This is a genomic window from Marinobacter maritimus, assembly GCF_007671675.1.
Lineage (GTDB): Bacteria > Pseudomonadota > Gammaproteobacteria > Pseudomonadales > Oleiphilaceae > Marinobacter > Marinobacter maritimus.
On record NZ_VCGW01000001.1, the window covers coordinates 1,148,829 to 1,175,766 of the forward strand.

Annotated in this window: 17 protein-coding genes and 7 pseudogenes; 10 read left to right on the forward strand and 14 right to left on the reverse strand. The window is 54.3% G+C overall.

Translation table 11 applies throughout. The annotated features are described in order from the left end of the window. The first annotated feature begins 71 nt into the window (after positions 1 to 71). The 3 genes and pseudogenes from FFI90_RS05230 (at position 72) to FFI90_RS05240 (ending at position 3,629) form a co-directional block, all read left to right on the forward strand. Positions 72 to 1,130, forward strand: coding sequence for an IS110 family RNA-guided transposase (locus FFI90_RS05230; protein ID WP_144776834.1), 1,059 nt, complete (start codon positions 72 to 74; stop codon positions 1,128 to 1,130). Positions 1,131 to 1,142: 12 nt separating this feature from the next. Further along, a pseudogene (locus tag FFI90_RS05235) lies at positions 1,143 to 1,328 on the forward strand (IS3 family transposase); the annotation flags it as partial. 774 nt (positions 1,329 to 2,102) lie between these two features. Continuing rightward, positions 2,103 to 3,629: a hypothetical protein gene (locus FFI90_RS05240; protein WP_144776836.1), complete on the forward strand. Its 1,527-nt coding sequence runs from the start codon at positions 2,103 to 2,105 to the stop codon at positions 3,627 to 3,629. An 858-nt stretch (positions 3,630 to 4,487) separates the two neighbouring features. On the opposite strand, the pseudogene FFI90_RS05245 reads toward FFI90_RS05240, so the two are convergent. Next, positions 4,488 to 6,031, reverse strand: a pseudogene (locus FFI90_RS05245) (IS3 family transposase). 197 nt (positions 6,032 to 6,228) lie between these two features. On the opposite strand from FFI90_RS05245, the gene FFI90_RS05250 reads away from it, so the two are divergent. From FFI90_RS05250 to FFI90_RS05260, 3 genes are all read left to right on the forward strand, one after another. Further along, positions 6,229 to 7,026 carry a site-specific integrase gene (locus FFI90_RS05250; RefSeq protein WP_144776837.1) on the forward strand — a complete coding sequence of 266 codons (798 nt, stop codon included), beginning with the start codon at positions 6,229 to 6,231 and terminating at the stop codon, positions 7,024 to 7,026. A gap of 428 nt (positions 7,027 to 7,454) precedes the next feature. Further along, positions 7,455 to 7,655: a hypothetical protein gene (locus tag FFI90_RS05255; protein WP_144776838.1), complete on the forward strand. Its 201-nt coding sequence runs from the start codon at positions 7,455 to 7,457 to the stop codon at positions 7,653 to 7,655. Positions 7,656 to 7,777: 122 nt separating this feature from the next. Beyond that, positions 7,778 to 8,218 carry a methylglyoxal synthase gene (locus FFI90_RS05260; protein WP_144776839.1) on the forward strand — a complete coding sequence of 147 codons (441 nt, stop codon included), beginning with the start codon at positions 7,778 to 7,780 and terminating at the stop codon, positions 8,216 to 8,218. A gap of 148 nt (positions 8,219 to 8,366) precedes the next feature. On the opposite strand, the pseudogene FFI90_RS20475 reads toward FFI90_RS05260, so the two are convergent. The 3 pseudogenes from FFI90_RS20475 to FFI90_RS20075 form a co-directional block, all read right to left on the reverse strand. Next, positions 8,367 to 8,456: pseudogene (locus FFI90_RS20475) on the reverse strand (IS66 family transposase); the annotation flags it as partial. A gap of 601 nt (positions 8,457 to 9,057) precedes the next feature. Then, a pseudogene (locus FFI90_RS05270) lies at positions 9,058 to 9,162 on the reverse strand (type II toxin-antitoxin system prevent-host-death family antitoxin); the annotation flags it as partial. A 178-nt stretch (positions 9,163 to 9,340) separates the two neighbouring features. After that, positions 9,341 to 9,499 (reverse strand): annotated as a pseudogene (locus FFI90_RS20075) (transcriptional regulator HexR); the annotation flags it as partial. Between the two features lie 210 nt (positions 9,500 to 9,709). On the opposite strand from FFI90_RS20075, the gene zwf reads away from it, so the two are divergent. Both zwf and FFI90_RS05285 read left to right on the forward strand, forming a co-directional pair. Continuing rightward, entirely contained in the window at positions 9,710 to 11,185 is a 1,476-nt protein-coding gene (zwf, locus tag FFI90_RS05280; protein WP_144776841.1) for a glucose-6-phosphate dehydrogenase, read from the forward strand. After that, the gene (locus FFI90_RS05285) at positions 11,172 to 11,834 is read left to right on the forward strand and encodes a bifunctional 4-hydroxy-2-oxoglutarate aldolase/2-dehydro-3-deoxy-phosphogluconate aldolase (RefSeq protein WP_144776842.1); all 663 of its coding nucleotides are present in this window, start codon (positions 11,172 to 11,174) and stop codon (positions 11,832 to 11,834) included. The genes zwf and FFI90_RS05285 overlap by 14 nt, the downstream gene beginning before the upstream one ends. Positions 11,835 to 11,957: 123 nt before the next feature. On the opposite strand, the pseudogene pyk reads toward FFI90_RS05285, so the two are convergent. Both pyk and gap read right to left on the reverse strand, forming a co-directional pair. Beyond that, positions 11,958 to 13,401, reverse strand: a pseudogene (gene pyk, locus FFI90_RS05290) (pyruvate kinase). Between the two features lie 34 nt (positions 13,402 to 13,435). Continuing rightward, a complete protein-coding gene (gene gap, locus FFI90_RS05295) occupies positions 13,436 to 14,440 on the reverse strand; it encodes a type I glyceraldehyde-3-phosphate dehydrogenase (protein ID WP_144776843.1) in 1,005 nt (334 codons plus the stop codon). 168 nt (positions 14,441 to 14,608) lie between these two features. On the opposite strand from gap, the gene edd reads away from it, so the two are divergent. Together edd and FFI90_RS05305 are read left to right on the forward strand one after the other, a co-directional pair. Further along, positions 14,609 to 16,429: a phosphogluconate dehydratase gene (gene edd, locus FFI90_RS05300; RefSeq protein ID WP_144776844.1), complete on the forward strand. Its 1,821-nt coding sequence runs from the start codon at positions 14,609 to 14,611 to the stop codon at positions 16,427 to 16,429. After that, positions 16,426 to 17,027 (forward strand): annotated as a pseudogene (locus FFI90_RS05305) (glucokinase); the annotation flags it as partial. The gene edd and the pseudogene FFI90_RS05305, both read left to right, overlap by 4 nt. Before the next feature lie 65 nt (positions 17,028 to 17,092). Here the strand turns inward: FFI90_RS05305 and FFI90_RS05310 are convergent. From FFI90_RS05310 to FFI90_RS05345, 8 genes are all read right to left on the reverse strand, one after another. Beyond that, the gene (locus FFI90_RS05310) at positions 17,093 to 18,079 is read right to left on the reverse strand and encodes a carbohydrate kinase family protein (RefSeq protein ID WP_144776845.1); all 987 of its coding nucleotides are present in this window, start codon (positions 18,077 to 18,079) and stop codon (positions 17,093 to 17,095) included. Then, the gene (gene pgi / locus FFI90_RS05315) at positions 18,076 to 19,794 is read right to left on the reverse strand and encodes a glucose-6-phosphate isomerase (RefSeq protein ID WP_417545461.1); all 1,719 of its coding nucleotides are present in this window, start codon (positions 19,792 to 19,794) and stop codon (positions 18,076 to 18,078) included. The genes FFI90_RS05310 and pgi overlap by 4 nt, the downstream gene beginning before the upstream one ends. After that, entirely contained in the window at positions 19,727 to 21,202 is a 1,476-nt protein-coding gene (locus tag FFI90_RS05320) for a mannitol dehydrogenase family protein (RefSeq protein ID WP_144776847.1), read from the reverse strand. The genes pgi and FFI90_RS05320 overlap by 68 nt, the downstream gene beginning before the upstream one ends. 6 nt (positions 21,203 to 21,208) lie before the next feature. Beyond that, positions 21,209 to 22,312 carry an ABC transporter ATP-binding protein gene (locus tag FFI90_RS05325; protein ID WP_144776848.1) on the reverse strand — a complete coding sequence of 368 codons (1,104 nt, stop codon included), beginning with the start codon at positions 22,310 to 22,312 and terminating at the stop codon, positions 21,209 to 21,211. A gap of 14 nt (positions 22,313 to 22,326) precedes the next feature. Next, positions 22,327 to 23,160 carry a carbohydrate ABC transporter permease gene (locus FFI90_RS05330; RefSeq protein ID WP_144776849.1) on the reverse strand — a complete coding sequence of 278 codons (834 nt, stop codon included), beginning with the start codon at positions 23,158 to 23,160 and terminating at the stop codon, positions 22,327 to 22,329. 17 nt (positions 23,161 to 23,177) lie between these two features. Beyond that, positions 23,178 to 24,074, reverse strand: a complete 897-nt coding sequence (locus FFI90_RS05335) for a carbohydrate ABC transporter permease (RefSeq protein WP_222120494.1) — start codon at positions 24,072 to 24,074, stop codon at positions 23,178 to 23,180. 133 nt (positions 24,075 to 24,207) lie between these two features. Continuing rightward, the gene (locus FFI90_RS05340; RefSeq protein WP_246123406.1) at positions 24,208 to 25,500 is read right to left on the reverse strand and encodes an ABC transporter substrate-binding protein; all 1,293 of its coding nucleotides are present in this window, start codon (positions 25,498 to 25,500) and stop codon (positions 24,208 to 24,210) included. Positions 25,501 to 25,881: 381 nt separating this feature from the next. After that, positions 25,882 to 26,778, reverse strand: coding sequence for an AraC family transcriptional regulator (locus tag FFI90_RS05345; RefSeq protein ID WP_144776852.1), 897 nt, complete (start codon positions 26,776 to 26,778; stop codon positions 25,882 to 25,884). Positions 26,779 to 26,938 lie beyond the last annotated feature (160 nt).

Consider the following 26,938-nt stretch of genomic DNA (forward strand, 5'->3'; position numbering starts at 1 on the left):
TTGTACTGCACCGTGAGTGTCCTGTCCTGCGACTGGGGTTGGTAATTGAGCCTCGCAGAGGAGTCATAGCCATGAAGCACGCATTGCAGCAAGAATCGGTCCTTGGTGTAGATACACACAGGGATATTCATGTAGCCGCAGTTATTAATCAGTCTGGTCAGTTACTTGGCACCCAGTCCGTTTCTACAAATACCGCAGGTTACTTTCAATTATTCCAATGGGCGTCTTCTTTTGGTGCGCTAAAACGTGCCGGTGTTGAGGGCACAGGTACATATGGATCTGCCCTTTGCCGCTTTTTGAGTGATAAAGGAGTAATGGTTTTAGAGGTGAACCGGCCCGATCGTTCGCGAAGACGGCTAAATGGCAAGTCTGATCCAATTGATGCCGAAAACGCTGCCAGATCAGTGTTGTCCGGCATTTCCCAAGCTATACCGAAGCAGCAGTCTGGTGCCTGTGAAGCAATGCGGATTGTGTCGGTTGCCAGGCGCAGTGCCGTGAAAGCGAAAACGCAGGCAATCAATCAAATTCGAGCGATGCTCGTTAGCGCTCCGCAGGATGTTCGCGAAAAGCTCTGGAGAATAAAAGCAACCGACTGTGCCAAAGCTTGCGCGGCGGTAAGAAGCCTGGGCGACACGGTGGTTTTAAGGGCACTGTCAACGACCCTTAAATCGCTGGCAAAACGATGGCTGGCGCTCACAGAAGAACTTAAAGACTATGACAAGCAACTGGAAACCTCGACCCAGAAGCATGCTCAGCAGCTAAGGAGTCGATTCGGAGTAGGGCCCCAAACTGCTGCAATCCTTCTATCTGTCGCTGGCGATAATCCGAATCGCCTGAAAAGTGAAGCGGCCTTGGCATCACTATGTGGTGCAAACCCTCTGCCAGCGTCATCTGGCAAAACCACAAGGCATCGCTTGAATCGAGGTGGTAGTAGAGCTGCTAATAATGCTTTATGGACTATCGCTATGGTGCGAATGCGGAGTGATCCTCGCACCAAGGTCTATGTCGAACGGCGAACCAGTGAAGGTCTGAGCACGAAGGAAATTCACAGGTGTCTCAAGCGATACATTGCCCGAGAATTGTACCCATTAATCATGGGAGACCTTTGGACAATGAATGCTATTCCTTGACATAGGAGCGTCAATGCCCCCATGGAGTCGTTCTTCAGCCGGCTCAAGGTTGAGTTAATCTACGCCGAGTGTTTCGATTCGATCAGGGCAGCCAAATCGGCTATCTTCGAGTACATCGAAGTATTTTATAACCGGAAGAGAAGACACTCCGCCTTGGGCTATATAAGCCCGGTGGAATATGAGCGCAGATGCGCATAACCGAGTGTCTACTTTTCGTGGGTAGGACCAGAGCAATTAAAAGGGCATCAAAATGTTCCAGTTCAATGGTCTCGAAAGCCCCCCTTAAACCTGATGGCTTCAACTCGCTTTGTCGTGAGAAGAGTGTCCACGATGTTCTCCAATTTAACTGCTTTTACTGGAATATCTCACGGATTGCCTAGCGGCCAAGTCCTAGGCCTGGCTCAAAAAACGAAACTAAGAGCCGGATGAACAGAGCTTTTCTGTAAATTATGACAACCTAGCCAAAAAGGTTACATAAGTACGGTCAAAACGTCACATTTCGCCCGAAGGTGCGAGAGGGTCGCGGGAAAAAGCAATGTGTCTCGGACTCGACAAGTGAGATGACGAATGGATAAGAGTTGCCTCGGTCTCGGGCCTTTAGCAGCATCTAGTAAAATATTAAGGGCGAATCCGTATTGATATTCATACCGGCTTACTTTCTGTGAAACTTGTTATCCATAAGGTCGAAGTAGCTTCGCAAACTCCCTTATCCCGGTAGCGCTCGGCATCCGGTCTCATATCTATTGCCAACCTAGGTATAAGTTCTTAGTATTAATTCCAAGGTCGCACGACATCCGTTCGAGCGGTCCTATGGACACTCCGCGTTGCAAGGATTGCGTAAAAGTGCCTAATGGACGGGGCTTAAACGCGGATTAACCCTGCGTTTTCGCGTAGGGACTGAGTCAGCCCCGTAGGTTTCATCCGCGCGGGGCCATTTTAAAAGGAAGGATTTCCGGCAAAGGGATAGGAACAATGTTGACAGTCGTCCAGTTCCCCGTGGCGGATTTTCGCCCCTTTGTTTCCGATGGTGATCGTTTACCGACACCTTCTTGGCCACCACGTACCACTCTCCCTCCTGAGTTTGTGCACCTTTTCGGTCGTGCCGCCCCTCGACACAAAGGGGTCGATTGGGCATGGACCGATGAGTCAACTTTTTGCGACGCGAGTCGAGCACTACGTTTCTGCAATTTGCCCCGCCCCGTCTACGGGAAAGAAAATCTGCGTTGCAGATTTCGTCGCTTATTGAGCGACGGGGCGGCACTTGCTCGGCTGGAAGTCGGCCTAAGTTACAACAACGCCTGGCAGGATATTTATACGTGGAGAACTTGGGATTGCGAAATTGAACGGGGCTTCGACCCCTCAGAGATCATCCTCCGACCCGACATCAATCCCTTTGAGACGATTAAACACACTATCGCGCTACCAACTGTGGTGCCGCTGCCAAACAATAAATCTCAAAAGCCCTTGATAACCCAGGGCGCGAGCGTCGCGCAACTGTTTCTCTCGGCCACAGGCAGGAAGAGTACTGAGGTAACTTGGCACCAGCACATCGGCGCGTGTCCGCCCGTTATTTTGGTCGAATGCCGTGCCCATTGGTTTGACCAACTTCCAAAAAGTTTCGCGCGCATACCGCAGGCGAAGACCGGTGGCATTGAACTTGCCTTTGGACTTTTTAAAAGCCCTTGGGGCAACGTTGGTGTTTGGCTTTTGGGTCATGGCAATGGCAAGGTAAGGCAGGCTCGCTCATTAAGATTGTGCCTTCTTCGTCTGCATGCAGAACAGGAAGTACTGGATGCGGTGCTACAACGCATCGACACGGGCAGCATCGAATATAAACCCCACACGCCACACGGCGACAAATTGGAAAACTATCTCAATCAAGCCACTCGCCTGATCAACCGCAGCAGCTGGGCTGGCATAGATCAGTCCTCTATCCTAAACGCTTTCGACGTGGTGAACGCGAGCCAATTTCGCAGTGAACGCACCGGCCTTGCTGGACGCTTGCAGGGCATTCGGCGGCAGATAAGAGTCAAGGTGGAACGGTTCGAGGCCCGTTCGTACCCGAGAAGCGAACGCCATATCCACACGCACTACAACGCAACTTATATCGAAACGGTGGCGACAATGACAGAGACAAAAACTATTAACATCGGCGCTGGCGCCACAATCAATGCGCCAGTAACTATCGCGGACAATATTGAAAGAAGTTTTAATAACCTTGAAGAAGGCACAGGCAACGCTAACTTGGATATGCTAATGAAAACCTTGCTCGAGCAAATTACCCAAGCTGCACAAGCAGAACCAAAAGAAACAAGGCAATTGGCTGCGGACGCTGAAACGCTTACCAAAGAAGTGAGCAATGAAAAGCCTCGACGCAAATGGTATGAATTGAGTGTCGACGGAATTAACGAGGCGGCAAAAGCACTCGGGGACGTCGGAAAGCCGATTCTAGAGACCACAGCTAAATTGCTGCCGCTATTGACTATGCTATTTCCCTGAGCATTTTGAATTTAGAGTATCCGCTAGAGACCGCTCGCGCATAACAGAAGCGTAAAGCCCCATTTTCATCTCGAAAGATCCCAACCTTCGTTTTTCCCCGGTCTCAAGAGCCCTTGCTTTCTCGACTTCCATTGCAAATTGCATGTCGTTACAGAATTTATGATCGCTCCATTGGGCGCGCAATATCATCCTTGGGAAGTTGGCAGGTCGAATGCGTGCAAGAACTCTCTTCCCTCAATCGTAATTCGCACGTTCTCTTCGGGCCGCCCTATCCGTTCGATCGTGCTCACGATCCATGCCGATGTATTACATTCCAAACCCACAAAATAATCTGGATCAATTTAGGGAGCCGTATCAGTTAACCACAAAAAAAATCGCAGAAGCGCATGTCAATTCACACCTATCCTCCGTCTGCGACCCACGCGCAGAACGCAATGGCGCATTCTTGCACCGCTTTGTAGCAATTGGTGCATGAGCTTTTCACAGGTGAATTGGGGAGGCAAATTTCTAGGCCGATGAGGCGCACGATCTGGCTAATGGGAGACAGTTTGGGCTTGGTAGCAGACCTAACTTGGCGCCCAACGGTCCGGATAGAAAGCTCTCTAATCGTGGAGGGCAGTCTTTGTATCAATGTTCGCTTATGTTTAAAAATGGCGTGCCCTTCTACCAATGCCTGTTGCTCGACCCCAATCTTTCGGTTCCAGCGATACTAATCGGAACCCCGAGTCGGACGTCGAATTTAGCACTTTTTGTGGAAACCGAAATGACCACCCTATTCTCGAATCTACTTTAAGTTTGTTTAGCACTTTGTGTGGATCGTCGTCTGTCAAGGTAGTTGGCACCTGATTCATTTAGGCTCTAATGAGCCGCGCATTGCTCTTTAACAGTTAGCTCTTCCGGTAGCGGGTTCAGCCACACGGCTCCGACTGGCTCGCAGTTTCGAATACCGGTTGACCACCGGCCAGGGTTCCTTTCTTTGGCTTTGAGTAGCGTCATTTTGCGGTTAGCCAATATGTCAGCATCCTTGCCCGCATGACGATCTGCCGGTGTCACGTAACGAATGGCGCTGTGGCGATGCTCTGTGTTGTACCAAGCGATGAAGGCCTTCACCCAGTCACGCGCCAACTCAAGGCTCTCAAAGCCTGCCGGCGGGTATTCCGGGCGCTGCTTGGTCGTTCCGAACAGTGATTCGATGTAAGCATTATCGTTGGACACTCGCGGTCGACTGTAGGACGGCGTGACACCCAGTTTTTCGAACGTTGCCGGCAACGTGCCGCCTTTCATGGCACTGCCATTGTCCGAATGCACCACCGGTGGGTTGTTGATACAGCCTTCACGGAGCAGCGCTTTGCGCAGCACGATTTCACTATCGGCGGCGCTTTCTGCATCGAAGACTTCGGCACCCACGATCTTGCGGCTGTAGACATCGAGCATAAAATACAGATAAAAGAACTGGCCCCGAACCATAGACTTTAAGTAAGTCACGTCCCAGCACCAGACCTGATTCGGTCTGGTCGCCTCGTGCCGACGTGGCGGGCCCACACGTCCGGATGGTCGAGAGCCCCGGCGATGATTCTCGTTGTGTTCGGTCAGAACGCGATAAAACGACGATTCTGAGGCGATGTACCAGCCATGGTCATCCAGCAACAGCGGCACGACCTGAGACGGTGGCAGACTGGCGTAATCGGACTGGTGGCAAACGGCCAGGATCATGGCTTTCTCCAGAGCGGTCAGGGCATGAGGCGGGGTGTGTTTTGGTGCGGTTGGCCGGCCATCCTCATCACCGGTGTTCCAGCGGCGATAGGTGTTGCTGCCAATGCCCAACTCGGCACAAGCGCTTTTCAGGCGCGCGCCATCCGCACGCGCCTTATCAACCAGCTCTATAGCATGCTGGCGATCTTGGGTGCTGGTCAGTCGTCCTCGTCCCCCCAGATCGCCTGGGCCTTTTTTCGCAAGGTCAGCAAGGCGGCCGTTTCAGCCAAGGCGGCATTTTTACGCTTCAGTTCACGTTCAAGTTGTCGGGTGCGTTTTTGCTCATGCTTGATCGCTTCACGAGAGCGTTTTTCGACCTTTTCATCACGATCGTTGGCCGTTTCACAGCTTTGACGCCAGCGATGTATTTGTTCAGGGTAAACACCCCGTTTGCGGCAATATTCACTCAATTCGGACTCGCTCAGCGCGGCGGTCTCAAGTACGGCATTGAACTTATCGCGGGAGCTCCAGCCTTCCGGATCTGAGCCATGATCTGGCAGCAACTGTCCGTTTTTTCGGGCTTCGTTTCGCCAGTTGTACAAGGTGGCATCGGAAATACCTTCTTCCTCCGCCACTACGGCAACCGGCCGGTTATTCGGTGGCAGCAGCTTGCGTAGAATGGCGTCGCGGCGTTCCGGTGAATATTTCATGAAAACCTCTGTCTCTCGCCCCACTTTATTGAGAGAGTCTAACATCGGGTGGGGTTCCAACTACCCTGACAGAGGGGGGGATTTTGGTGGGTAAGATACTGATATTTCGTTGCAGAAGTTTAGTTCTTTCTGTGGTCGTCCATTTAGTTTTCGCCCTTTTCTTCTCGGCGATTTTCAACCCAGGAGCCCATTAGCTAATGAGCAAAACCGGCCAAGCCCGCGTACTCACGCCCCATCAGTTCGGCCATCTCTTGAATGTGATCCAGGAGCACCGCTACCCGGAAAAGAACACAGCGCTGGTTCAGATTAGCTTCAAGCTCGGACTGCGGGTCCAGGAAGTTGCGCTTCTTCAAATCAAGGACGTGGCCGAACTTGGCATCCGAACTTCTGGCAACCGCTCGTTCATGCTCAAAGAAATCCTGGCGTTGCCGGCGGCCTACACTAAAGGTGCTGATGCTTTGAAACGATCCAAGTCGACATACCAGCGGCGTCGGATCAGTTTCAGCGTGCATGATTTTGACCAACTCATACGGCAAATCGAGACCATGGCGAAAGCCGGTGCGGAGATTCGACCGGAAGATTTCTATCCGGAGGTCAATAAACATCGTGGTAAATCGCGAGATCTTCCGATGAATGACGCCGCTCTGAGAACTGCTATAGAAAACTATCTATCCATCCGCCTAGCCAGTAATCCTCCAGTCAAAAAAAGCGATCCCCTATTCCTGACTCAAAAAGGAGGCCCTTATTCTCCAAATACTCTCCAAGAACACTTTGCTCTCATGCAGAGGGATTGGGCAGGTATTGAGCGAGCCAGTTCCCACAGTGGCCGGAGGACTTTAATGACGAATATCATTCATGAACAAAAGAAGTCAGTTAAAGTTGCACAAAAAATCGCTGGCCATGTGTCACCGTCAACAACGCTCATTTACGAAGAACCTCCCGAGGAGTCACTGAAGGAGGCGTTGCAGGATGCCGGATACCACTATGTTGGTTAGTCCAGCAACCAATAGACTTTAAAGCCCAGTCATTATTACTGTTCATGCTCCCCTTGAAGTCCACTGGTTTGCTTACCTAACAAGTTAAAATTTTTAGCCCACTTTTCTAAGTTTTTTTCATAGCGCAGGACCCATAGCTCCCCTGCCCTTGTAGATCGACTCATATGACGGATCTGGCCCACCAAAGGTGAGTTTCATGGCAAATGGCCATGGTGCAGACTGAAGCGTGAAGTTCGGTGTGGTCGCAAAGCGAACATTCAGGCGGATAGACAGACACTTTTCCTTAGAGAGTTTCAGCCTGGACTTACCCCGGTCCACTCATGTTTCAGACTCATGAAAAAGCCCTATGTATGGAAGCGTACAGAGACAGTTTTATACATGTTCATGGTGAGGTTTCGCACCAGCTCATACATCGCCAGGAGACAGACATGACCCCTGACCTCGCGATCCGCACCCGGCGCCTGACCCAGACGGGTGTCGTGCTGGTGGCACGGGTGATCCTGGCCATGGCCTTGACGCTCTACAGCGCCATCACCACGACTCGCAAGGCGACTGAGGATATCCCGCCGGCAGAAGCTGAGGCAAACTACTACCGGCAACTTAACAGTCAGGCTGCTATGGCAGCGTGACTTAAACCAACGGGCCTCCGCGATACCCGGGGCGGTTCAGTTTCGTGTTCCGCGTTTATGATGGATATGAAACACTAAAGCCCAATACCAGACACTTTCCCAACACGGAGACTTTACCGCAAATGGCTGTTAAATCCGTCGCCCTCGTAGCCCACGACAACAAGAAGAAAGAGCTGGTGGACTGGGTCTCTGAGAACCAGACCCGCTTCGCCGCCCTGCGGCTTTATGCCTCCGGCACTACCGGCAGGTTGCTGAAAGAGAACCTGGAAAGGGATGATATCGTGTGCCTGCTCAGTGGCCCACTGGGAGGCGACCAGCAGATTGGCGCCAAGATCGCGGAAGGGGAAGTCGACCTGCTGGTATTCTTCTGGGACCCACTGGAGCCCCAGCCCCACGACCCGGATATCAAGGCGCTATTGCGCATCGCGGCATTATGGAATATTCCCGTGGCCTGCAACCACGCCACCGCCGAATTTATCCTGACGTCCGCCTACATGACCGACGACAAGCACCAACCGAAAAAGCCGGATTTCACCGGCTACACCGGTCGCCCGGTCAACTGACCGGCTTTCTGGCCAGGAATACCGTGCGGGAGGACACCCGATTCTGGAAGGGGCTGTAAAAAGACACCACCTCAGGGCCCGTGACTGGCAAGACAAGCTGTTCTGTGATGATTATGCCGGCTACAAGGCCGGCTTCGGCCACGGCATTACCGCAGGCACCGACCCATTCGGCGAGTGCGGATCGTGGGATTTCAACGCCAGCGCGACGGAAAATGCGTTCTTGGCGGTACAGTGGCAGTGTAAACATCCCTGTTTTAGTTGCATCGCCCTTTCGTAGGATTTATCCGAGATAAAAACCGGCCTCATGTTTCTCAGTTCTATCTGGTCAACCCGGACATTGACTTCGATAATAGCATCCATTGGGCATCGTCCAAATTCTGTTATCGGATGTGGCTTTAAGAACTCCTTCAAGCCACCAGAAGTATCCTATTCAAGTTTACACTGTTGCACGCCGGCTAACGATTAGCGCACCGGTGTCCTTTGGGAGCGGAGAAAGACCATCCGTGTGACGCGAATTGATACTGATTGAGCCTTTTTCCCAGCCCAGCGGTTACCCGCTAAGCTGGAAGGCGACCAAGCACTACAAGGGAGAAAACTCATTAGCTTTTACCATAGCACCCACCGTCATTATTGTGGAATCGAGCTGCCGGCCTTTGGAATCTGGGATATCTGAGAAAGGGTTCCGAACGGTACAAACTGAGTTCAAATTTTGATCGCAGCGAATGTCCGCTTTTGTTTAGCTGAGTTCAGAGGATGCGCTGGTCGCAAAGCGGACATTCACGAGGATCGATCAACGCGAAGCTTTGCGGCAATTTTTGGAGCCGCGAAGCGGTGGAAAATTTGTTCCGCCTACCCATGATGACGATTGGCTGGTGGGACTCGGCGGTCTCTTCAATTAACCGATATCGGTTGCTGCGCGACTCAGTTGCTGTGATTCCGGTCATGACGCACCTTTCGTGTACTCAACTTTTCACCAAGTGGACGTCTTTAGGTACGCACGTCAAGACGAACGCCTCGCATAACGCCCGGTTATGCCCAGTACACAATTCCCGAACCTGAGCTCCAAGGCCGGATATTTTTAAACTGGTCTTCAAGGGCATCTTGCGCAATTTTCATGTCATAGGCAGCCCGTGCCAGCACCGCGATACTGCGGCGGTTGGCGGCGGTGGGGTCGCGAAGAATGGCTTCGGCAACCTTGCGCTCGGATTTATTCAGAGTTTCCGGTCGCCGCTGGATATCCTCAAGCAAATTGTCGTCGCGCTGGGGTCTCTTAGCAGCCATCGCGGGCACTCCTGAAGCTGATGGACTCAGTCCAGGAAATCATGGGGATTACAGCGTGTTTAGCGGCAATATATGGTAGTAAAAATATCATTTATGGGTTTATGCCTTGGATTGTCGCGTATTTTATGCAATTATTTATAAAAATTACTATTAAAATGCAGTCAAAACCCCCTGCTTGTATGCCCCCGAGATCACGGAGACGATAAATCGATGGCTGACCGGAACGAAACACGTTGCGATCTGATGATGTTCGGCGCCCTAGGCGACCTCGCGCAGAGAAAGCTTTTTCCTGCGCTTTATCAGCTCGAACGAGCCAGCCTGCTGCACCGAAAGAGCCGCGTTCTTGCCATTGACCGGAAGACATACGATACCGCCGGAGCCCGAAACCTTTTAAAGGACAAACTTCGGGAACACGTGAAAGCGGGAGAGTTCGATGACATTGTCGCGGAACGCTTTCTGGGGCGGGTTGATTATCATTGCCTCGATTTCAATGAGCCAAAAGGGTTTGCCCATCTCAACGACTGGCACAGCAGCGACCAGAGCAATCTGATTGTCTATATGGCCACAGCACCGGCAATGTACGGTGAAATCGCCCGCAACCTTCACCGTAATGGTTGTTGTGATCACAACACCCGCGCTGTGGTTGAAAAGCCCATCGGGCATGACCTTGAATCGTCAAAGGTGATCAATGACGAGCTGGGTGAAGTCTTTAACGAGAACCAGCTGTTCCGTATCGATCATTATCTGGGCAAGGAAACGGTCCAGAATCTGATCGCGCTTCGTTTTGCCAACAACCTGTTCGCATCACAGTGGGATCAGAACCACATTTCCCACGTGGAAATTTCGGTTGCCGAGAGTGTCGGCATTGAAGGCCGATGGGGTTACTTTGACAAGGCGGGCCAAGTTCGCGACATGGTGCAGAACCACCTGTTGCAGTTGTTATGCCTGATCGCCATGGACCCACCGTCAGACCTGTCGGCGGACAGTATCCGCAATGAAAAGGTAAAAGTGCTGAAAGCGCTGCGCCGTATTACCCCGGACTTGATGGCAACCCACGTGGTGCGCGGCCAGTACACCGCGGGCACCAGCACCGGCAAGCCTGTGCCCGGCTATCTGGAAGAAGAAGGCGCCATCAAGGGCAGCAAGACCGAAACCTTCGTGGCCCTCAAGGTAGAGATCGACAACTGGCGTTGGTCTGGCGTGCCTTTTTATATCCGCACCGGTAAACGGTTGCCGGAGAAGCTGTCCCAGATCATCATCCATTTCAAACCGGCACCGCACTATATTTTCGACCCGGATCAGAAGCACCTGGCCAACAACAAACTGATCATCCGGCTGCAGCCGGACGAGGGCATGTCACTACAGATCCTGACCAAGGACCAGGGGCTGGACAAGGGCATGCGCCTGCGCCAGGGACCGCTGGAACTGACCTTTTCGGAAACCTTCGAGACCGATCGAATCCCGGACGCTTATGAGCGTCTGCTATGGGAGGTAATGAAGGGAAACCAGTATCTGTTCGTTCGCCGTGACGAGGTTGAAAACGCCTGGCAGTGGGTGGATCAGATCATGCGCAACTGGGACGACAGCGGCTCCCCGCCAAAGCGCTACGCTGCGGGAACCTGGGGCCCGGTGGCGTCCATTGCCATGACTACCCGGGACGGAAGGAGCTGGTATGAAGACGCGTGATTCCAATCAACTGTCTGACTTTCACCGCGAACGGGTCCAGTCGGTGCTCAATGCCTCGCCCCTGATTCCGGTCATCACCGTCAATCATCCTGACCAGGCAGTGCCTTTATGCCAGGCGCTGGTTGACGGTGGCATTCGCGTTCTGGAAATTACCCTGCGCACTCCCCATGGAGTGAAAGCTATCGAGCAGGTAAGGAAAGCCATTCCAGAAGCCTGGGTGGGCGCCGGCACGGTCACCAGCATCGCCCAGTACCGTGAGGTAGAGTCTGCCGGTGCCCAGTTTGTGATTACTCCGGGGGTCACAGAGCCCATCCTGGAATTCGGACTGACCTCCGATGCTCCGCTGTTGCCCGGTGTTGCGACGATTTCTGAGCTGATGATTGGCTACAACCTGGGTTACCGAGAATTCAAGTTTTTCCCGGCGGAGGTTTCTGGCGGTATTCCGGCCTTGAAAGCCTTTGGTGGCCCTTTCCCGGATGTGACCTTTTGCCCGACCGGCGGTATCCGCCGACATACAGCCAAAGACTACCTGGCCCTCGACAACGTTGCGGCGGTTGGTGGTACCTGGCTGACGCCGGGAGAGCCGGTTGACTCTGGTGACTGGGACCAGATTTCGGAGATTGTTCGGGGGAGTCTTCTGGACCTCTGACTTCTGGCCTTTGAGTTGGCCCTCGGTAGCCTGGTATTTCGGTGCGTTCGCGGTTGGCGGTGGGGCCTTCAAGCACCAAGCCAGCAGGCTACGAAACAGAGGGCAACTCCCTAACTCAAACCACTAGCGAATATCCGCACCGACGCGAATAATCTTCATGGTGTTGGTGCCGCCCTGGGCGTTGACGTAATCACCCTTGGTGATCACCACCAGGTCGCCGTCTTTAACTACTCCCATCCTCACCAGTTCATCCACCGCCCGCGCATTGGTCTCACCGGGCTCAATCGCTTCCGAATCAAACGGAACCGTCTGCACGCCACGGAACATGGTGACCCGATGTTGCGTGGAATGGTGACGGGAGAAGGTGAAAATCGGCAGACTCGATTTGATGCGGGACATCAGCAGGGGCGTTGCGCCGGTTTCCGACATGCAGATGATCGACGTCACGCCTTCCAGATGGTTTGCCGCGTACATGGCGGACAGGGCAATCGCCTCGTCCACATGTTCCATGCTTTCATGGATACGATGCTTTGACTGATGCATCGAAGGCTGCTTCTCGGCGCCGATGCAGATCCGCACCATTGCCTGGACTGCTTCGGTCGGGTAATCCCCCACCGCCGTTTCCGCGGACAGCATCACCGCATCGGTGTAGTCCATCACCGCGTTTGCCACGTCCGACACCTCTGCCCGGGTGGGCATTGGGTTTTCGATCATGGATTCCATCATCTGGGTCGCGGTGATGACCACGGTATTGAGTGCCCGTGCGCGGTTGATGATGTGCTTCTGCACGCCCACCAGCTCTGCGTCGCCGATTTCCACCGCCAGGTCGGGCGACCATCACTGCGTCAGACGCTTCAATGACAGCGTCCAGCGCCGCATTGTCATGGGCCAGTTCCGCACGTTCGATTTTTGCCACCAGGCGAGCTTCCGAACCGGCGTCTTTCAGCAAACGACGGGCGACGTGCATGTCGTCGGCGGTACGCACGAAGGATACCGCCACGTAATCCGCGCCCAGCTTGGCGGCGGTGACGATGTCCTGCTTGTCTTTTTCGGTTAGCGCTTCTGCAGACAGGCCGCCGCCGCGCTTATTCAGGCCCTTGTTGTTGGAAAGGGGGCCGCCGATCAGAACGCGGGAGGAAATGCTGGTGTCGTCCACCGACTCCACTTCCATCTCGATACGGCCGTCGTCCAGCACCAGGATATCTCCGGGTTTGACGTCCTTGATCAGCTGCTCGTAGTCGATGCCCACCCGTTCGTCATTGCCGGCTTCCTTGTCCACGGCCGCATCCAGAACAAACTGCTGACCAGCTTTCAGGGTGACTTTGTTGTCGGCAAAACGGGCAATGCGCAGTTTGGGGCCCTGCAGGTCGGCCAGCAGGGCGACGAAACGGCCGTTGGCCTTTGCGCTTTCCCGTACCCGACGGGCGCGTTCCATGTGATCTTCCGCACTGCCGTGAGAAAAGTTCAGCCGGGTTACGTCGACACCGGCGGCAATAATAGCCGACAGTGATTCCGGCGAATCGGTGGCGGGGCCTAGTGTGGCGACGATCTTGGTACGCCGTAGCATGGTTGCAGATTCCTTTTGTTTTTCAGTCGTAAAATCAGTTCGCTTTTTTCATCAGGGCGACGGCATTATCCAGCATTCGGTTGGAGAAACCCCACTCATTGTCGTACCAGGCCATGACTTTTGCATGACGCCCCATGGCCCGGGTGTGGTTGGCGTCGAAGATGCTGGACAGGGCGTTGTGGTTGAAATCCACACTGACCAGCTTTTCGTCGTTGTAGCCCAGTACCGGGCTCTTTTCAGCGGCTGCCCTGAGCACTTCGTTGATTTCCTCAACCGTGGTGTCACGGCTGGCAATAAAGCCAAAATCCACCAGCGAAACGTTGATAGTAGGGACTCTCACGGCCAGCCCTTCAAATTTTCCCGCCAGTTCCGGGATGACCTTGCCAATGGCAGCCGCGGCGCCGGTCTTGGTGGGGATCATGGATTGAGTGGCGGAGCGTGCCCGGTAGAGGTCCGAGTGATAGACGTCACTCAGCTTCTGGTCATTCGTGTAGGAATGGATCGTCGTCATCACTCCACTCTCGATACCGATCTTTTCGTGCAGAGCCTGAACCACCGGTGCCAGGCAGTTGGTGGTGCAGGAGGCATTGGAGATGATGTTGTGTTCGGCGGTCAGGGTATTGTCGTTTACCCCGAAGACCACCATGGCGTCTGCATCAGGGGAGGGCGCCGATATGATGACCTTGCGGGCGCCTGCCTTGAGGTGGCCCTCGGCCTTGCCACGGGACGTGAACAGGCCTGTGCATTCGAACACCACATCCACGTGATAGTCTTTCCAGGGCAGTTCTTCCGGACTGCGGATGGCGGTAATGGCAATGCGGTCGCCGTTGACCGAGAGCGACTCGGAGTCGTGGTTTAAGCTGCCACTGAAGCGGCCGTGCACACTGTCGTACTTCAGCAGGTGAGCGTTGGTTTCCGCATCGCCAAGGTCGTTGATGGCAACCACCTGGATCTGGTTGCGGTAGTCATTCTCATAAAGTGCGCGGAGCACATTGCGGCCAATGCGTCCGAAGCCGTTAATAGCGATACGAATAGTCATGACCGGTCTCCAAATCTGGTTGTTTATTGTTCGTTTTTTTCATTTATGTAGTAAATATAACAATATAAACTGGAAAAATGAATGCTATACGGGTGAAATAGGCAAAAAAAGACAGTAAACTTACGTAATTTAAAGGCATCTAAATAACGACATTTCAGGAGACCCACTATGCACCCCACCATAGACGCGGTTACCCGGCGCATCATTGAGCGCAGCCGCGGCTCCCGGCAGGACTATCTGCAGCGGATGGAAGCGCTGAAGGCGCAATCGCCACATCGCAGCTCGCTTTCCTGCGGCAACCTGGCGCACGGTTTTGCCGCCTGTAACCAGTCCGACAAGGACACGCTCAAGTTCATGAACAAGGCCAACGTGGCGATTGTGTCGGCTTATAACGACATGCTGTCCGCGCACCAACCCTACAAAGATTTCCCGGATGTTATCCGCGAGGCAGCCAATGGTATGGGGTCGGTGGCCCAGTTTGCCGGTGGTACGCCGGCCATGTGTGACGGCGTGACCCAGGGTCAGCCGGGTATGGAACTGAGCCTATTTTCCCGCGATACCATTGCCATGAGCACGTCCGTGGCGCTGAGCCACAACATGTTTGATGCCACGCTGCTACTCGGCATCTGCGACAAGATTGTGCCGGGCCTGCTGATTGGTTCGCTCAGTTTTGGATATCTCCCAACGGTGCTGGTACCCGCAGGCCCAATGCCTTCCGGGCTGCCCAACAAGGAAAAACAGCGTATTCGCCAGTTGTATGCCGAAGGTAAGGTCGGTAAGGACGAGCTGCTTGAAGCGGAATCGAAGTCCTACCATAGTCCTGGTACCTGCACCTTCTACGGCACGGCCAACAGCAACCAGCTATTGGTGGAAGTGATGGGGCTGCATCTGCCGGGGTCGGCTTTTGTGAATCCGGGCACTCCTCTGCGGGATGCGCTGACCCGTGCCGCGACGGAGCAGGTTATTCGGCTGTCAAAGCCCCACGGAGGTCAGCTTGGCCTGGGCGACATGGTGGACGAGAAAAGCATCGTGAACGCTCTGATCGCCTTGCTGGTCACCGGCGGTTCCACCAACCACACGATTCACTGGATCGCTATTGCGCGGGCGGCAGGTATTATCATTGACTGGAACGACTTTGCCGAGCTGTCGTCGGCAGTGCCGTCCATGACCCGGATCTATCCCAACGGCCAGGAAGACATCAATGCCTTCCATGACGCCGGTGGTACGCCTTTCCTGATCCGTGAATTGCTCGATGCCGGGCTGCTGCACAACGATGTGGAAACCGTGGTCGGCCACGGTCTTGAGCGGTATGCGCAAATGCCGGAGATGGACGGTGACAAACTGGTCTGGAAACCCGCTCTAAAAGAAACTGCCTGGCCGGAGGTGCTCAGCCCGGCGACATCGCCGTTTGCCCCGGATGGCGGCCTGCGGGTTCTGGATGGCAACCTCGGCCGGGGCGTCATCAAGGTGTCTGCCGTTGCCGAGGAGCACCGCAATGTGAAAGCACCGGCGGTCGTTTTTGACGATCAGAATGAGCTGAAAGCCGCGTTCGAGGCCGGTGATCTGGACCGGGACTGCATTGTGGTGGTTCGCTTCCAGGGCCCGAAGGCCAATGGCATGCCGGAGTTGCACAAGCTCACTCCCTATCTGGGTGTGTTGCAGGACCGCGGTTTCAAAGTGGGCCTGGTGACAGACGGCAGAATGTCGGGAGCATCCGGCAAGGTACCCGCAGCGATCCACGTCTATCCCGAAGCGGCCAATGATGGTCCGCTGTCCAGAGTGAAAAGCGGTGACGTGATCACTCTGGATGCGGTTAGGGGTGTGCTTGAGGTGAATGTTCCGGCATCCGAGCTTGCCCAGCGGCCCGTCGGGAAGCCAGATCTGGTTGCCAACCGTCATGGCCTGGGGCGGGAGCTGTTTGGCTGGATGCGTAAGGCCGCTAGCACCGCGGAGGAAGGTGCCAGCTTTTTCTGGAATCATGACGCATGACCACAGACCACTATTCACTAGTCGGCGATATCGGCGGCACGAATGCTCGCTTCGCCCTGGTCCGGTCCGGTCCGGTGAGGTAACGCCGGAAGCGATCGAGGTTCTGCCCTGCAGCGATTACCTTCGACGGAGCGGCGTGGAAACCGTGCAGGAGGTCTGCCTGGCGGTGGCGCCGCCTGTGTCCGTCACCCGGGTGAGGATGACCAACAGCCACTGGCATTTCAACAGCGGGGAAGTGCGACGTTGTTTCGGCTGGAGCAGCCTCAAGGTCATCAATGACTTCACCGGCATGGCTCTGGGAATTCCGCATGTTAGTGCGGACAAGCTGGTTCATGTCTGTGGCGGACCCGGCGACGGGCCACGTCCCAGGCTTGTAATAGGTCCGGGAACCGGACTGGGCGTATCGGGGCTGGTACCCCTCAAAGAGGGCTGGGCACCGCTGACGACTCTGGGTGGAGATGTGGACTTTGCACCGACAGATGACATGGAAGTGGCCATCCTAAAACTACTAAAAGCCCGCTTCGGCCGCGTGTCTGCAGAGCGCCTTTTGTGTGGCTCGGGCCTGCTGAACCTCTACCAGGCCCACGAAATCATCCAGAGCGAATCTAACACCTTCGTTTGAAGCATCGTAACCCTGATCACGCTGCGTCGCGCGTGTCCCTATCAGGATAGGTAAGCCGAAACTTCCTCGAGGTTTGGCAAAGAAGTGAAGGCTCCAGCATGAGTTACCGCGTGAGCACCACAGGCACTGGCAAAGGTCAGTATGTCATCGAGTTTTTCGGGGTCTTCGCCCAACGCCTTAAGATTGGCAGCGGTTATATCCCGATCCGACAGCTGATAGAGCAGCCCACCAATGAACGCATCGCCAGCGGCGGTGCTATCAACCATCTGGACGTTTCGTGGCTCGATGGAGCCGTAATGGCATGGGGTGAAGTAACGCAGTGGTTTTTCGCCATCCGTGACCAACACTAAAGAAGCTCCCGAGTTTAAGATTCGCTGCAATACCTCAGTTTCGTTCTTATCTCTACATAGAAAAGTCAGTTCTTCGGTGGATAGCTTTACAAGATCGGCTTGCTCTACACAGGCCCACACCGGAGCAAATGCATCTGTGCCTTTGGGCCAGAGGTTATTTCTGAGGTTCATGTCAAAGCTCACCAGCCATCCAGCTGCTCTAGCCTTTTCCAGTCCTGCCTGGGTTGCTTCCAGAATGCCAGGTTCAGTCAACGTGTTGGAGCAAAAATGGAAAATGCCTTGGCCGTTGAACCATTCTGGCTGAAACTCATTTGGGGTGAATAAAAGGTCCGCCGACGGTCCCCGGTAAAACTCAAAGCTTCGCTCACCGGTGCTATCCAGTGACACAAAGGCCAAGGCGGTTTTCGCCTCGCTGGTTTGCTTCACATAATCTGTTCGCACATCCAAGGCTTCCAGCGACTCAATGAGAAAATCACCGAACATGTCAGCGCCCACCTTGCCGGCGAAATAGCTGTATCCGCCGAGCTTACCGATTGCGGCCGCTACGTTTGCCGGTGCACCACCCGGAAACTTTGTGAAGCGTTCGTTTACAGAACCAGAGTGTTCAGATTGGTCTTCACCCACCCTGCTTGAGAGCATGTCCACCAGGGCTTCACCGAATGAAATAACCTTGATCATTGACTGCTCCCCTCTTCCATCGCTGGGTCCGAATCGGCTGTACCTGTGTGCAGATGCTTTTTGACAATTTCCATAAGCCCCCGCGTTGACGAATCGTACCCGTCCGTCTTTTGTTCAATATCACGGCTGATATCGTTGGCCAGCCGTTTCCCAAGCTGAACTCCCCACTGATCAAAGGAATTGATGTTCCAGATGGCACCCTGCACGAAGACCTTGTGTTCGTATAGGGCAATCAGGGCGCCAAGATTTCGGGGCGTCAATTCGTCGATCAGAAGCACGTTGCTTGGGCGATTGCCAGGACAACTGGCGTATTGATCGTTCTGAGCGTCGCCATTCATAAAGGCATTGGCTTGTGCCAACATGTTGGTTAGCAGGGCAAAGTGATGACCTCTGGTCTCCCTATCGGGTTTCAGAGTCGCAATGAAGTCGATGGGTACGAAACGAGTGCCCTGATGAAGCAGTTGAAAAAATGCATGCTGGCCGTTGGAACCGGTTTGCCCCCAAACAATGGGACCGGTGGCATGACCGACCGGATTGCCATCAATGTCCACGGACTTGCCATTGCTCTCCATATCCAGCTGCTGTAGGAATGCCGGCAGTTGGTGCAAGGCCTGATCGTAAGGAATGATTGCCTGGGTTTCGGCGCGCAGGAAATTGATGTTCCAGATACCGATAAGGGCCAGAAGGACTGGCATGTTCGATTCCAGTGGCGCGCTCAGGAAGTGCTGGTCCATGGTGAAGGCGCCGTCGAGCAGATCGATAAACGCGTCGTACCCGATGCTCAAGGCAATGGGCAAGCCGATGCTCGACCAGAGCGAATAGCGCCCACCCACCCAGTCCCAGAATTCGAAGATGCTGTCCTCGCGGATGCCGAATTCCGTCGCCGCCGTGATATTGGTCGAAACCGCTACAAAATGCTGGCCCATGTCGGCCGCGGTGCTCTGGGTCTGCTCCTGGAACCAGCGCTTGGCGCTGTTGGCGTTTAACAGGGTTTCCTGGGTAGAGAAGGTCTTGGTTGAAACAACGAACAGCGTGGTTTCCGGGTCCAGCCCTTTCAGCAACTTCTTCAGGTGCCGGCCGTCGACGTTGGACATAAAGTGAATGCTGAGGTCCGGGTGCTGATAATCAAGCAGCGCCCGGCACACCATGCTGGGCCCAAGGTCTGAACCGCCAATCCCGATATTTACAACGTCCCGAATGCGTTTGCCGGTGTAGCCCAGCCATTGCCCGCTCCTGACCTGCTCGGTAAACGATTTAAGCTTTTCCAGGCTGGCCCGGACGTCCGCCATTACGTCGCGGCCATTGACCAAAATCGGCTTATCACCGAGGTTTCGCAGAGCTATGTGCAGCACGGGACGCTCTTCGGTGACGTTGATGGCAGCCCCGGAAAACATCTGTTCCCGGCGCCGTTGCAGCGGCGAGTGTTCGACCATTTCTAGTAGAGCGTCCATTACCTGCGGCGAGATTTTGTTCTTGGAATAATCCAGAAACAGCTCGCCCACACGCAGAGTCATCTTCTCGAAACGATCCGGATCGGCTCTGAAATAATCCGCGATCCGATCGTTCCCGGTCTCATTGGCGAGTTGTTCAAGCTTGCTCCAGGACATGGATGTGCCCAGTGCGTTCATATCTGTGCTCCCTGATACTTCAGGCGTCTTGAAGTGACTGAAGGCCTGCAAAAACACCGTTGGTTTCCAGCTTGTCGAGTGCCGCATCAAAGGCCTCTTCAAAGTCGCTGGAGCTGGCGAGCGTGGTCCCGAAAATGTCCGCCATCCCCAGGAATTCCGGGGACAGCTTGGCCCTGTCTTCAACGGCCGATTGCAGCCGCGCAGCCATCGGATCGTTAATCTCGTGGCGCTGGCCCTGCTCATCCAGGCCTCGGAGGTAAAGCGCCCAGCTGGCAATGATCATGGCCACCCGTGACAGCGGTCGGCCTTCGTTCACCAGCGTCTGAACCGTCGGCACCAAAAACTTTGGAATTTTGCTGGAGCCATCCATACAAAGGCGAGCCAGCTGGTCGCCCATTTGAGGATTGGAGAAGCGCTCGATCAGGGTCTGCTTATAGGCGGTAATATCGATGCCGGAGATTTCGCCCAGGATCGGCGTTACGTCCTCGTCCATAAAGCTGCGGATAAAGTGACTGAACCGCTCATCGGCCATCACCTCGTGGGTGTAACGATAACCGGCCAGATACCCGAGATACGCCATAGCAGAGTGGCTGGCATTCAGCAGGCGAATTTTCATGCGTTCGTACGGTGCTACGTTGTCCGTGAACTGAACGCCGACCTTTTCCCACTCCGGGCGACCGTTGCAGAAGTCATCCTCGAGCACCCATTGGTAAAAGGGCTCGCAGATTACTGGCCAGCCGTCTTCGAGATCGTAATTCGCCGTCAGCCACTGGCGGTGTTTGTCGTTAGTTCCCGGTGTGATGCGGTCAACCATGCTGCTCGGAAAGCTGACCTTGGCATCAATCCAGCTTGCCAGCTCAGCATCCCTGAGGTTGGCAAAAGCCAGCAAGGCTGAACGTGCAACGTGGCCATTCTCGGGCAAATTGTCGCAAGACATCACCGTGAACGGCGGCAGATTGCGCGCCCGGCGCAGGTCCAACGCTTTGCTCAGGTAACCGAATACAGTTCGCGGCTGCTGTGGGTTTTCAAGGTCGTGCAGGATATCCGGATGGCTTTCGTTGAAGCGACCGGTATTGTCATCAACGTTATAACCACCCTCAGTGATGGTCAGTGAAACAATTTTCACCTGCGGGCTCGCCAGTTTTTCGATCACGGCGTCCTGCTCCTCAGGCGCAAACAGGAAATCCGTGATGGAGCCAATAACGCTCAGTGCATTGGTGTTGTCGGCGCCCAGTTCGATCAGGGTGTAGAGGTAGTCCTGCCCGGATAACACCTGCTGCATGGCTCGATCGCCTTCACGCAGTCCCACACCGCAAATCGACCAATCTCCGCTCCCACCGGCCTGCAACAACTGATGAGTGTAGACCGCTTCATGGGAGCGGTGAAATCCGCCCACGCCAATGTGAACGATGCCGTGCCGAAGTTTTGACCGATCATAGGCAGGCACGGACACCGCCGGGCTTAACTGGTCCAATGCTGAATTATTCAGTCTCATAAGCTGTCACGCTGCCATTTGGGTGGGTTTCTGAATGGCGTTGCCGTGTTCGTCGAACAAATGACATTCATCCGCGTGCAGCTGCAGACCGATACGATCACCGTAATTGCAGGTGAAATTGCCGGGCATACGGACCGTCAGTGTCTCCTGCCCGTCCGTCTTCACATAGCAGTAAGTATCGCTGCCCAGATTTTCGGCGATATCCATGAAGCCGGTCAGTGAAGCCTCGCTGGCATCAACCAGATCAATGTTCTCCGGGCGGACACCTACGGTGACCTCACTACCACGACGCAGGTGTTCGCCGGCCGCAGGCAAGGTCACCGAACCACCGAACGTCAGCTCAACTGTGACACTTGACGCATCGAGCGCGGTTACCGTGCCCGGCAGAAAACTCATCTTCGGCATGCCCAGGAACCCGGCCACAAATCGATTGGCGGGGTTGCGATACAGTTCCAGAGGTGTGCCCACCTGCTCAATCTGCCCGTGCCGCAACACCACTACTTTGTCCGCCAGCGTCATGGCCTCGACCTGGTCATGGGTTACGTAAATCATGGTGGCATTCAGGTCGTGGTGAAGCCGCGCCAGTTCAAGGCGCATCTGCACCCGCAGCGCGGCATCCAGATTCGATAGCGGCTCGTCGAACAGGAACACCTTCGGCTGGCGCACGATTGCACGCCCAATGGCTACTCGCTGCCGCTGGCCGCCCGACAGTTCTTTTGGTTTGCGATCCAGAAGGGGTTCAAGTTCCAGAATGCGAGCCGCTTCCGCGACTTTTTGGTTAATAACGTCTTTTTTCTCTTTCGCCAACTCCAACGCAAAAGACATGTTCTTGCGCACAGACATGTGTGGGTAAAGGGCGTAACTCTGGAACACCATTGCCAGATTCCGTTTGGCAGGGGCCAGATCCGTGATCTCTTTGTGGTCCAGCAGGATATGGCCGCTAGTGACCTCTTCCAATCCGGCGATGGACCGTAGCAGTGTGGACTTGCCACAACCTGAAGGACCAACGAAGACCACGAATTCGTTGTCTTTGATTTCAAGATCAATACCTTTAAGAATTTCAGTCGCTTCGAAGGATTTCTTAAGGTTTTTTATTGTTAAGTTAGCCATGAGAGTAATCTCCGTTATTTGACGGCGCCAAAAGACAGACCGCGAACCAGCTGTTTCTGGCTGATCCAGCCAAAGATAAGAATGGGGGCACAGGCGAGAGTCGATACCGCTGACAATTTGGCCCAGAAAAGGCCCTCCGGGCTCGAATAGGATGCAATCAGCGCCGTCAACGGGGCCGCTTCCGAGGCCGTGAGGTTGAGTGACCAGAACGCCTCGTTCCAACTCAGGATCAGTGACAACAGCACGGTTGCCGCCAGACCGCCCTTGCTCATGGGCAGCAGCACCCGCCAGAGCTCCTGGAAAAGCGAGGAGCCGTCCATGCGAGCTGCCTCAAGTACTTCTTTGGGAATCTCTTTGAAATAGGTGTAGGCCATCCAGATCATGATCGGCAGATTGATCAGGGTGTAGATGATCACCAGTCCGGTTTTGGTATCGAGCAAACCGGTATCTTTGAAAATCAGATAGATCGGCACCAGCACGCCAACCGGCGGTAGCATTTTGGTGGACAGCATCCACAGCAGTGTCCCCTTGGTACGCTTGGTCTCAAAAAAGGCCATGGAATAGGCGGCGGGTACGGCGAGCATCATTCCGATGATCGTGGAGCCGAAAGACACCACCACCGAATTCCAGGCAAAGTGCAGATAGTCACTGCGTTCATTAACCAGCGTGTAATTCTCGAGGGTAGGCGAGAAGAACAATTGCGGCGGTGTGGCGAAGGCATCGATTTCTGTTTTGAAGCTGGTCAGCAGCATCCAGAAAATCGGGAAGAAGATGGCCAGGGCCACCCCCCACGCCAATACCCCCAAAAGCAGGGTGTTCAGGCTACGTCGTTGTTTCAGGCTAAGCATGTTGTAACCTCCGGGAATCATTGTTTTTCTGTCAGGCTTTTGCCGATCAGCCGAACCAGAAAGAAGGCGGCAATGTTGGCCAGCACAACGGCGATCAGACCACCGGCTGAGGCCAGTCCAACGTCGAACTGCAACAGCGCCTGGCTGTAGATGAGGTACGCAAGGTTGGTGGTCTCGTAACCCGGCCCACCGCCCGTGGTGGTGAAGATCTCCGCGAAGATCGACAGCAGGAAGATGGTTTCGATCATCACCACCACCGCGATCGGGCGAGCAAGGTGCGGCAAGGTGAGATGGAAGAACAGCGCACAGGGACCGGCGCCGTCGAGGCGTGCTGCTTCCTGTTGTTCCTGATCCAGCGACTGCAGTGCGGTCATCAGCAGCAGGATGGCAAAAGGCAGCCATTGCCACGACACAATCATGATGATCGAGAACAACGGAAACTCGGAAAACCAGTCAATCGGCGTGGCGCCAAAAAATTTCCAGATCGCTGCAAATACGCCGGATACCGGGTGCAGCAGCAGGTTCTTCCAGATCAGTGCGTTCACGGTCGGCATAATAAAGAACGGGGAAATGAGGAGGATCCGCACGATGCCACGCCCCCAGAATGCCTGGTTTACGAGCAGTGAAATCAATACACCCAGAACCACCGTGATTAACAGCACGGAACCGACCAACAGCAGGGTGTTGCTCATCCCCGCCATGAAACCGAAATCGGTGACAAAGAACTGGAAATTTTCCAGCCCCACAAATTCGTTATCGCCGGGGTACAGCAGGTTATAGCGAATCAGTGAAAAGTAGATGGTCATGGACAGCGGAACCACCATCCACAGTGCCAGGACGATCACCGACGGCGACACCATGAAACGATTGATGCGGGAGGTCTTTCGAATACCTCCCTGGCGACTGTCCTGCATGGGTTCCGCGGCGGCGCTCGCGGGACCTGCATTCAGAGCGGTTGATTTCATATCCGTTCTCCAGTGACCCCAAACAGGTCCCGCCGAGGCGGTCCCTGCATCAGGTTATTGGTGTTTCGTCTTGGCCGGGTACTCAGTTGGAGTAGTAGCGCGCCCGAGTCATCTCACGAAGGGTGATCGATTGGGCTGCCTTCAGTGCATGATCGACCGACATCGACCCTGCCAGGGCGCCCGAGATCAGCTTGCCGACCTGGGTTGCGATCGACTGAAACTCAGGGATGGCCGCAAACTGAACGCCCACATAGGGGGAAGGATTCAACGTGGAATTGTTGGGGTCCGCGTTGCCGATTGCTTCCAGGGTCCGGCTCGCAAACGGCGCAGCCGCCAGATATTCCTCGTTGTCGTAGGTAGAGGTGCGTGTGCCCGGCGGCACACTGGCAATGCCATAGGTTTCCTCAACCAACTGGCTGTATGCCCGAGAGGTTGCCCAGGTGATGAAGGTTTTTGCCGCATCCTTGGAGTCTGAGCTCACTGGAACGGCAAGGGCCCAGGCCCACAACCATCCAGAACCCTTTGACGTTACCTGTTCTGGCGCCAACGCAAAGCCGACGTGTTCCGCCACCCTGCTTTGAGACTCGTCGGTAAGAAATGATCCGGCGACAGTCGCATCCACCCACATGGCGCACTTGCCACTGTTGAACAGCGCCAGGTTTTCATTGAACCCGTTGGAGCTGGCACCGGGAGGGCCATAGTTGCTGAGTAGGTCAACGTAGAAGCTGATGGCATTCTGCCACTCAGGACCGGTGAATTCGGGCTTCCAGTTTACATCGAACCAGCGTGCGCCAAAGGCGTTACCCATGGTTGTGATCAGAGCCATATTCTCGCCCCAACCTGCTTTACCACGCAGGCAGATACCGTACTGATCTTCCTCCGGTTTATGGAGCTTCTCTGCGAAGGTTTTCATTTGATCCCAGGAAGGCTGTCGCGGCATGCTCAGCCCGTTGGCTTCAAAAAGATCCTTGCGATAGAAGGTCATCGAACTTTCGGCGTAGAACGGTAGTGCGTACAGAGTACCGTCGAACGATAGACCGCCAAGGACTGAGGGGAAAATATCGTCCAGGTCGTAATCCGAAGGGAGATCCTCCATCGGAGTCAGCCAGCCCTTCTCGCCCCAGATAGGTGCTTCGTACATTCCGATCGTCATTACATCAAATTGACCACCGTCCGTCGCAATATCGGTCGTCAGGCGTTGGCGCAGTACGTTTTCCTCAAGCACCACCCAGTTGAGATCAATATGCGGATACAGTTTTTCAAATTCATCGGAGAGGCCCTGCATGCGAACCATGTCGCCATTGTTCACAGTGCCAATGGTCACTTTGGTCGCAGCTATAGCGGAGGACGCGGCAGCAGTCATGCCAACTGCCATAACAGCAGCCAGATATCGTTTTTTGTTCATGCTCGAACCTCTGTTTGTTTTTGGAGTAGGTCGATCAAAATGCTCTGTTATCGTGGAACTTTTTACTGTAGACCCGCCATACGCACCACGTGTGGGCACGGCTTGTCGTATGAGTCAATTACACGCTGTATGTGCAAACCGGACAAATACGTACCTTGTCATTTTTCTATACTTTTTTGCTGTCAATGACTCCCCCTCACTACTGGTTCTGCACCTGAATGAAGCCCGTGCCGCCCCCCACCAGGGCTGATCAGGGTGATTCGCCCCAAAAATTAGCGAAACAGCTATCACCAAAAAGTATTATTTAGAAAGGGCAAACTGACCAAAAAACAGGTGGAAGAACAGAAGTAATCAGCTCTGGTACAGGGCATCCAGGGAGGTTTTTCGATATTCCGATGGCGTCATCTTCTTCACGTCGTAAAAGCGACGGTTGAAGTTAGCGATGTTGTTGAAGCCCACCAAAAAACAGATTTCGGTGATCGGTTCATCGCTGTGAGCCAGGTGCTCGCAGGCTTTGTTTATGCGGAGACTGTTAATGAACTCAATGAACCGATGGCCCGTGGCTTTCTTGAAGAACTTCGAGAAATAGGTAGGGCTGACGTTCACATGAGCCGCCACTTCTTCGAGGGAAATACCGGTGTGGTAGTGCTCGAAAATAAGATCCAAAGCCTGATTCAGCCGGTTGAGGATTTTTTCATCGGTAATGGGCAGGTAGGTTGAAGAGGACAGTACGCGGTAGTGACTCATAGCCGCCAGGACTTCAATCAGCGACCAGAAGCGGGTCAAACGTCGGAACCCGGTGGATTCGGCAACCTCTTCAAACAGCGAAACGGCTTTTGGTATCTCAGTTGCCTCCAGAAATTCAATACCATAGGCTGCCCGCTGCCAGAATGGCGCCAAAGCGCGCGTTTCGGGAAATACAGCCTCTCCGGCATTGATCAAATCATGGGAGAAGTTGATCACCCGGTCACGCAGTGCCACCCGTTCTCCTTTCTCAATGTGGCTGATCCAGTTATGCGGCAGGTTTGGACCGACCAGGATCAGACTGTTGGGAGAAAAGTTACCAATATAATCACCGACAAAGACCTTGCCGGAAGTCTCAGTGATAAGGTGAAGCTCGTATTCCTCGTGGTAATGCCAACGTACCAAAGGGCTCGGGTAGCCGTGATCCAAATACCGGATCGATTCATCTCCGCGCTGATCAACCCATTCGAATTCGGGTTTGATTCGTTGTTTATCAGGCCTCATTACGCGCACCTTTGAAAACTGCCCCTGATTATAGTGTGACCCTAACCCCGTATTAGGTCCACCCAGAGTTGGAAAAATCCGGCTTCGGAGAAAAGTGAGTGCGTTTGATTGGATTTTTGGGACTAGTGCGGGTCGACGCGAATGTTCGCTTTTGTTTAAT

Bases quoted from the DNA above. Each gene is read 5' to 3' on its own strand.
- FFI90_RS05230 (WP_144776834.1), top strand. From the start codon at position 72: ATGAAGCACGCATTGCAGCAAGAATCGGTCCTTGGTGTAGATACACAC.
- FFI90_RS05240 (WP_144776836.1), top strand. From the start codon at position 2,103: ATGTTGACAGTCGTCCAGTTCCCCGTGGCGGATTTTCGCCCCTTTGTT.
- FFI90_RS05250 (WP_144776837.1), top strand. From the start codon at position 6,229: ATGAGCAAAACCGGCCAAGCCCGCGTACTCACGCCCCATCAGTTCGGC.
- FFI90_RS05255 (WP_144776838.1), top strand. From the start codon at position 7,455: ATGACCCCTGACCTCGCGATCCGCACCCGGCGCCTGACCCAGACGGGT.
- FFI90_RS05260 (WP_144776839.1), top strand. From the start codon at position 7,778: ATGGCTGTTAAATCCGTCGCCCTCGTAGCCCACGACAACAAGAAGAAA.
- zwf (WP_144776841.1), top strand. From the start codon at position 9,710: ATGGCTGACCGGAACGAAACACGTTGCGATCTGATGATGTTCGGCGCC.
- FFI90_RS05285 (WP_144776842.1), top strand. From the start codon at position 11,172: ATGAAGACGCGTGATTCCAATCAACTGTCTGACTTTCACCGCGAACGG.
- gap (WP_144776843.1), bottom strand. From the start codon at position 14,440: ATGACTATTCGTATCGCTATTAACGGCTTCGGACGCATTGGCCGCAAT.
- edd (WP_144776844.1), top strand. From the start codon at position 14,609: ATGCACCCCACCATAGACGCGGTTACCCGGCGCATCATTGAGCGCAGC.
- FFI90_RS05310 (WP_144776845.1), bottom strand. From the start codon at position 18,079: ATGATCAAGGTTATTTCATTCGGTGAAGCCCTGGTGGACATGCTCTCA.
- pgi (WP_417545461.1), bottom strand. From the start codon at position 19,794: ATGCGGCACTCGACAAGCTGGAAACCAACGGTGTTTTTGCAGGCCTTC.
- FFI90_RS05320 (WP_144776847.1), bottom strand. From the start codon at position 21,202: ATGAGACTGAATAATTCAGCATTGGACCAGTTAAGCCCGGCGGTGTCC.
- FFI90_RS05325 (WP_144776848.1), bottom strand. From the start codon at position 22,312: ATGGCTAACTTAACAATAAAAAACCTTAAGAAATCCTTCGAAGCGACT.
- FFI90_RS05330 (WP_144776849.1), bottom strand. From the start codon at position 23,160: ATGCTTAGCCTGAAACAACGACGTAGCCTGAACACCCTGCTTTTGGGG.
- FFI90_RS05335 (WP_222120494.1), bottom strand. From the start codon at position 24,074: ATGCAGGACAGTCGCCAGGGAGGTATTCGAAAGACCTCCCGCATCAAT.
- FFI90_RS05340 (WP_246123406.1), bottom strand. From the start codon at position 25,500: ATGGCAGTTGGCATGACTGCTGCCGCGTCCTCCGCTATAGCTGCGACC.
- FFI90_RS05345 (WP_144776852.1), bottom strand. From the start codon at position 26,778: ATGAGGCCTGATAAACAACGAATCAAACCCGAATTCGAATGGGTTGAT.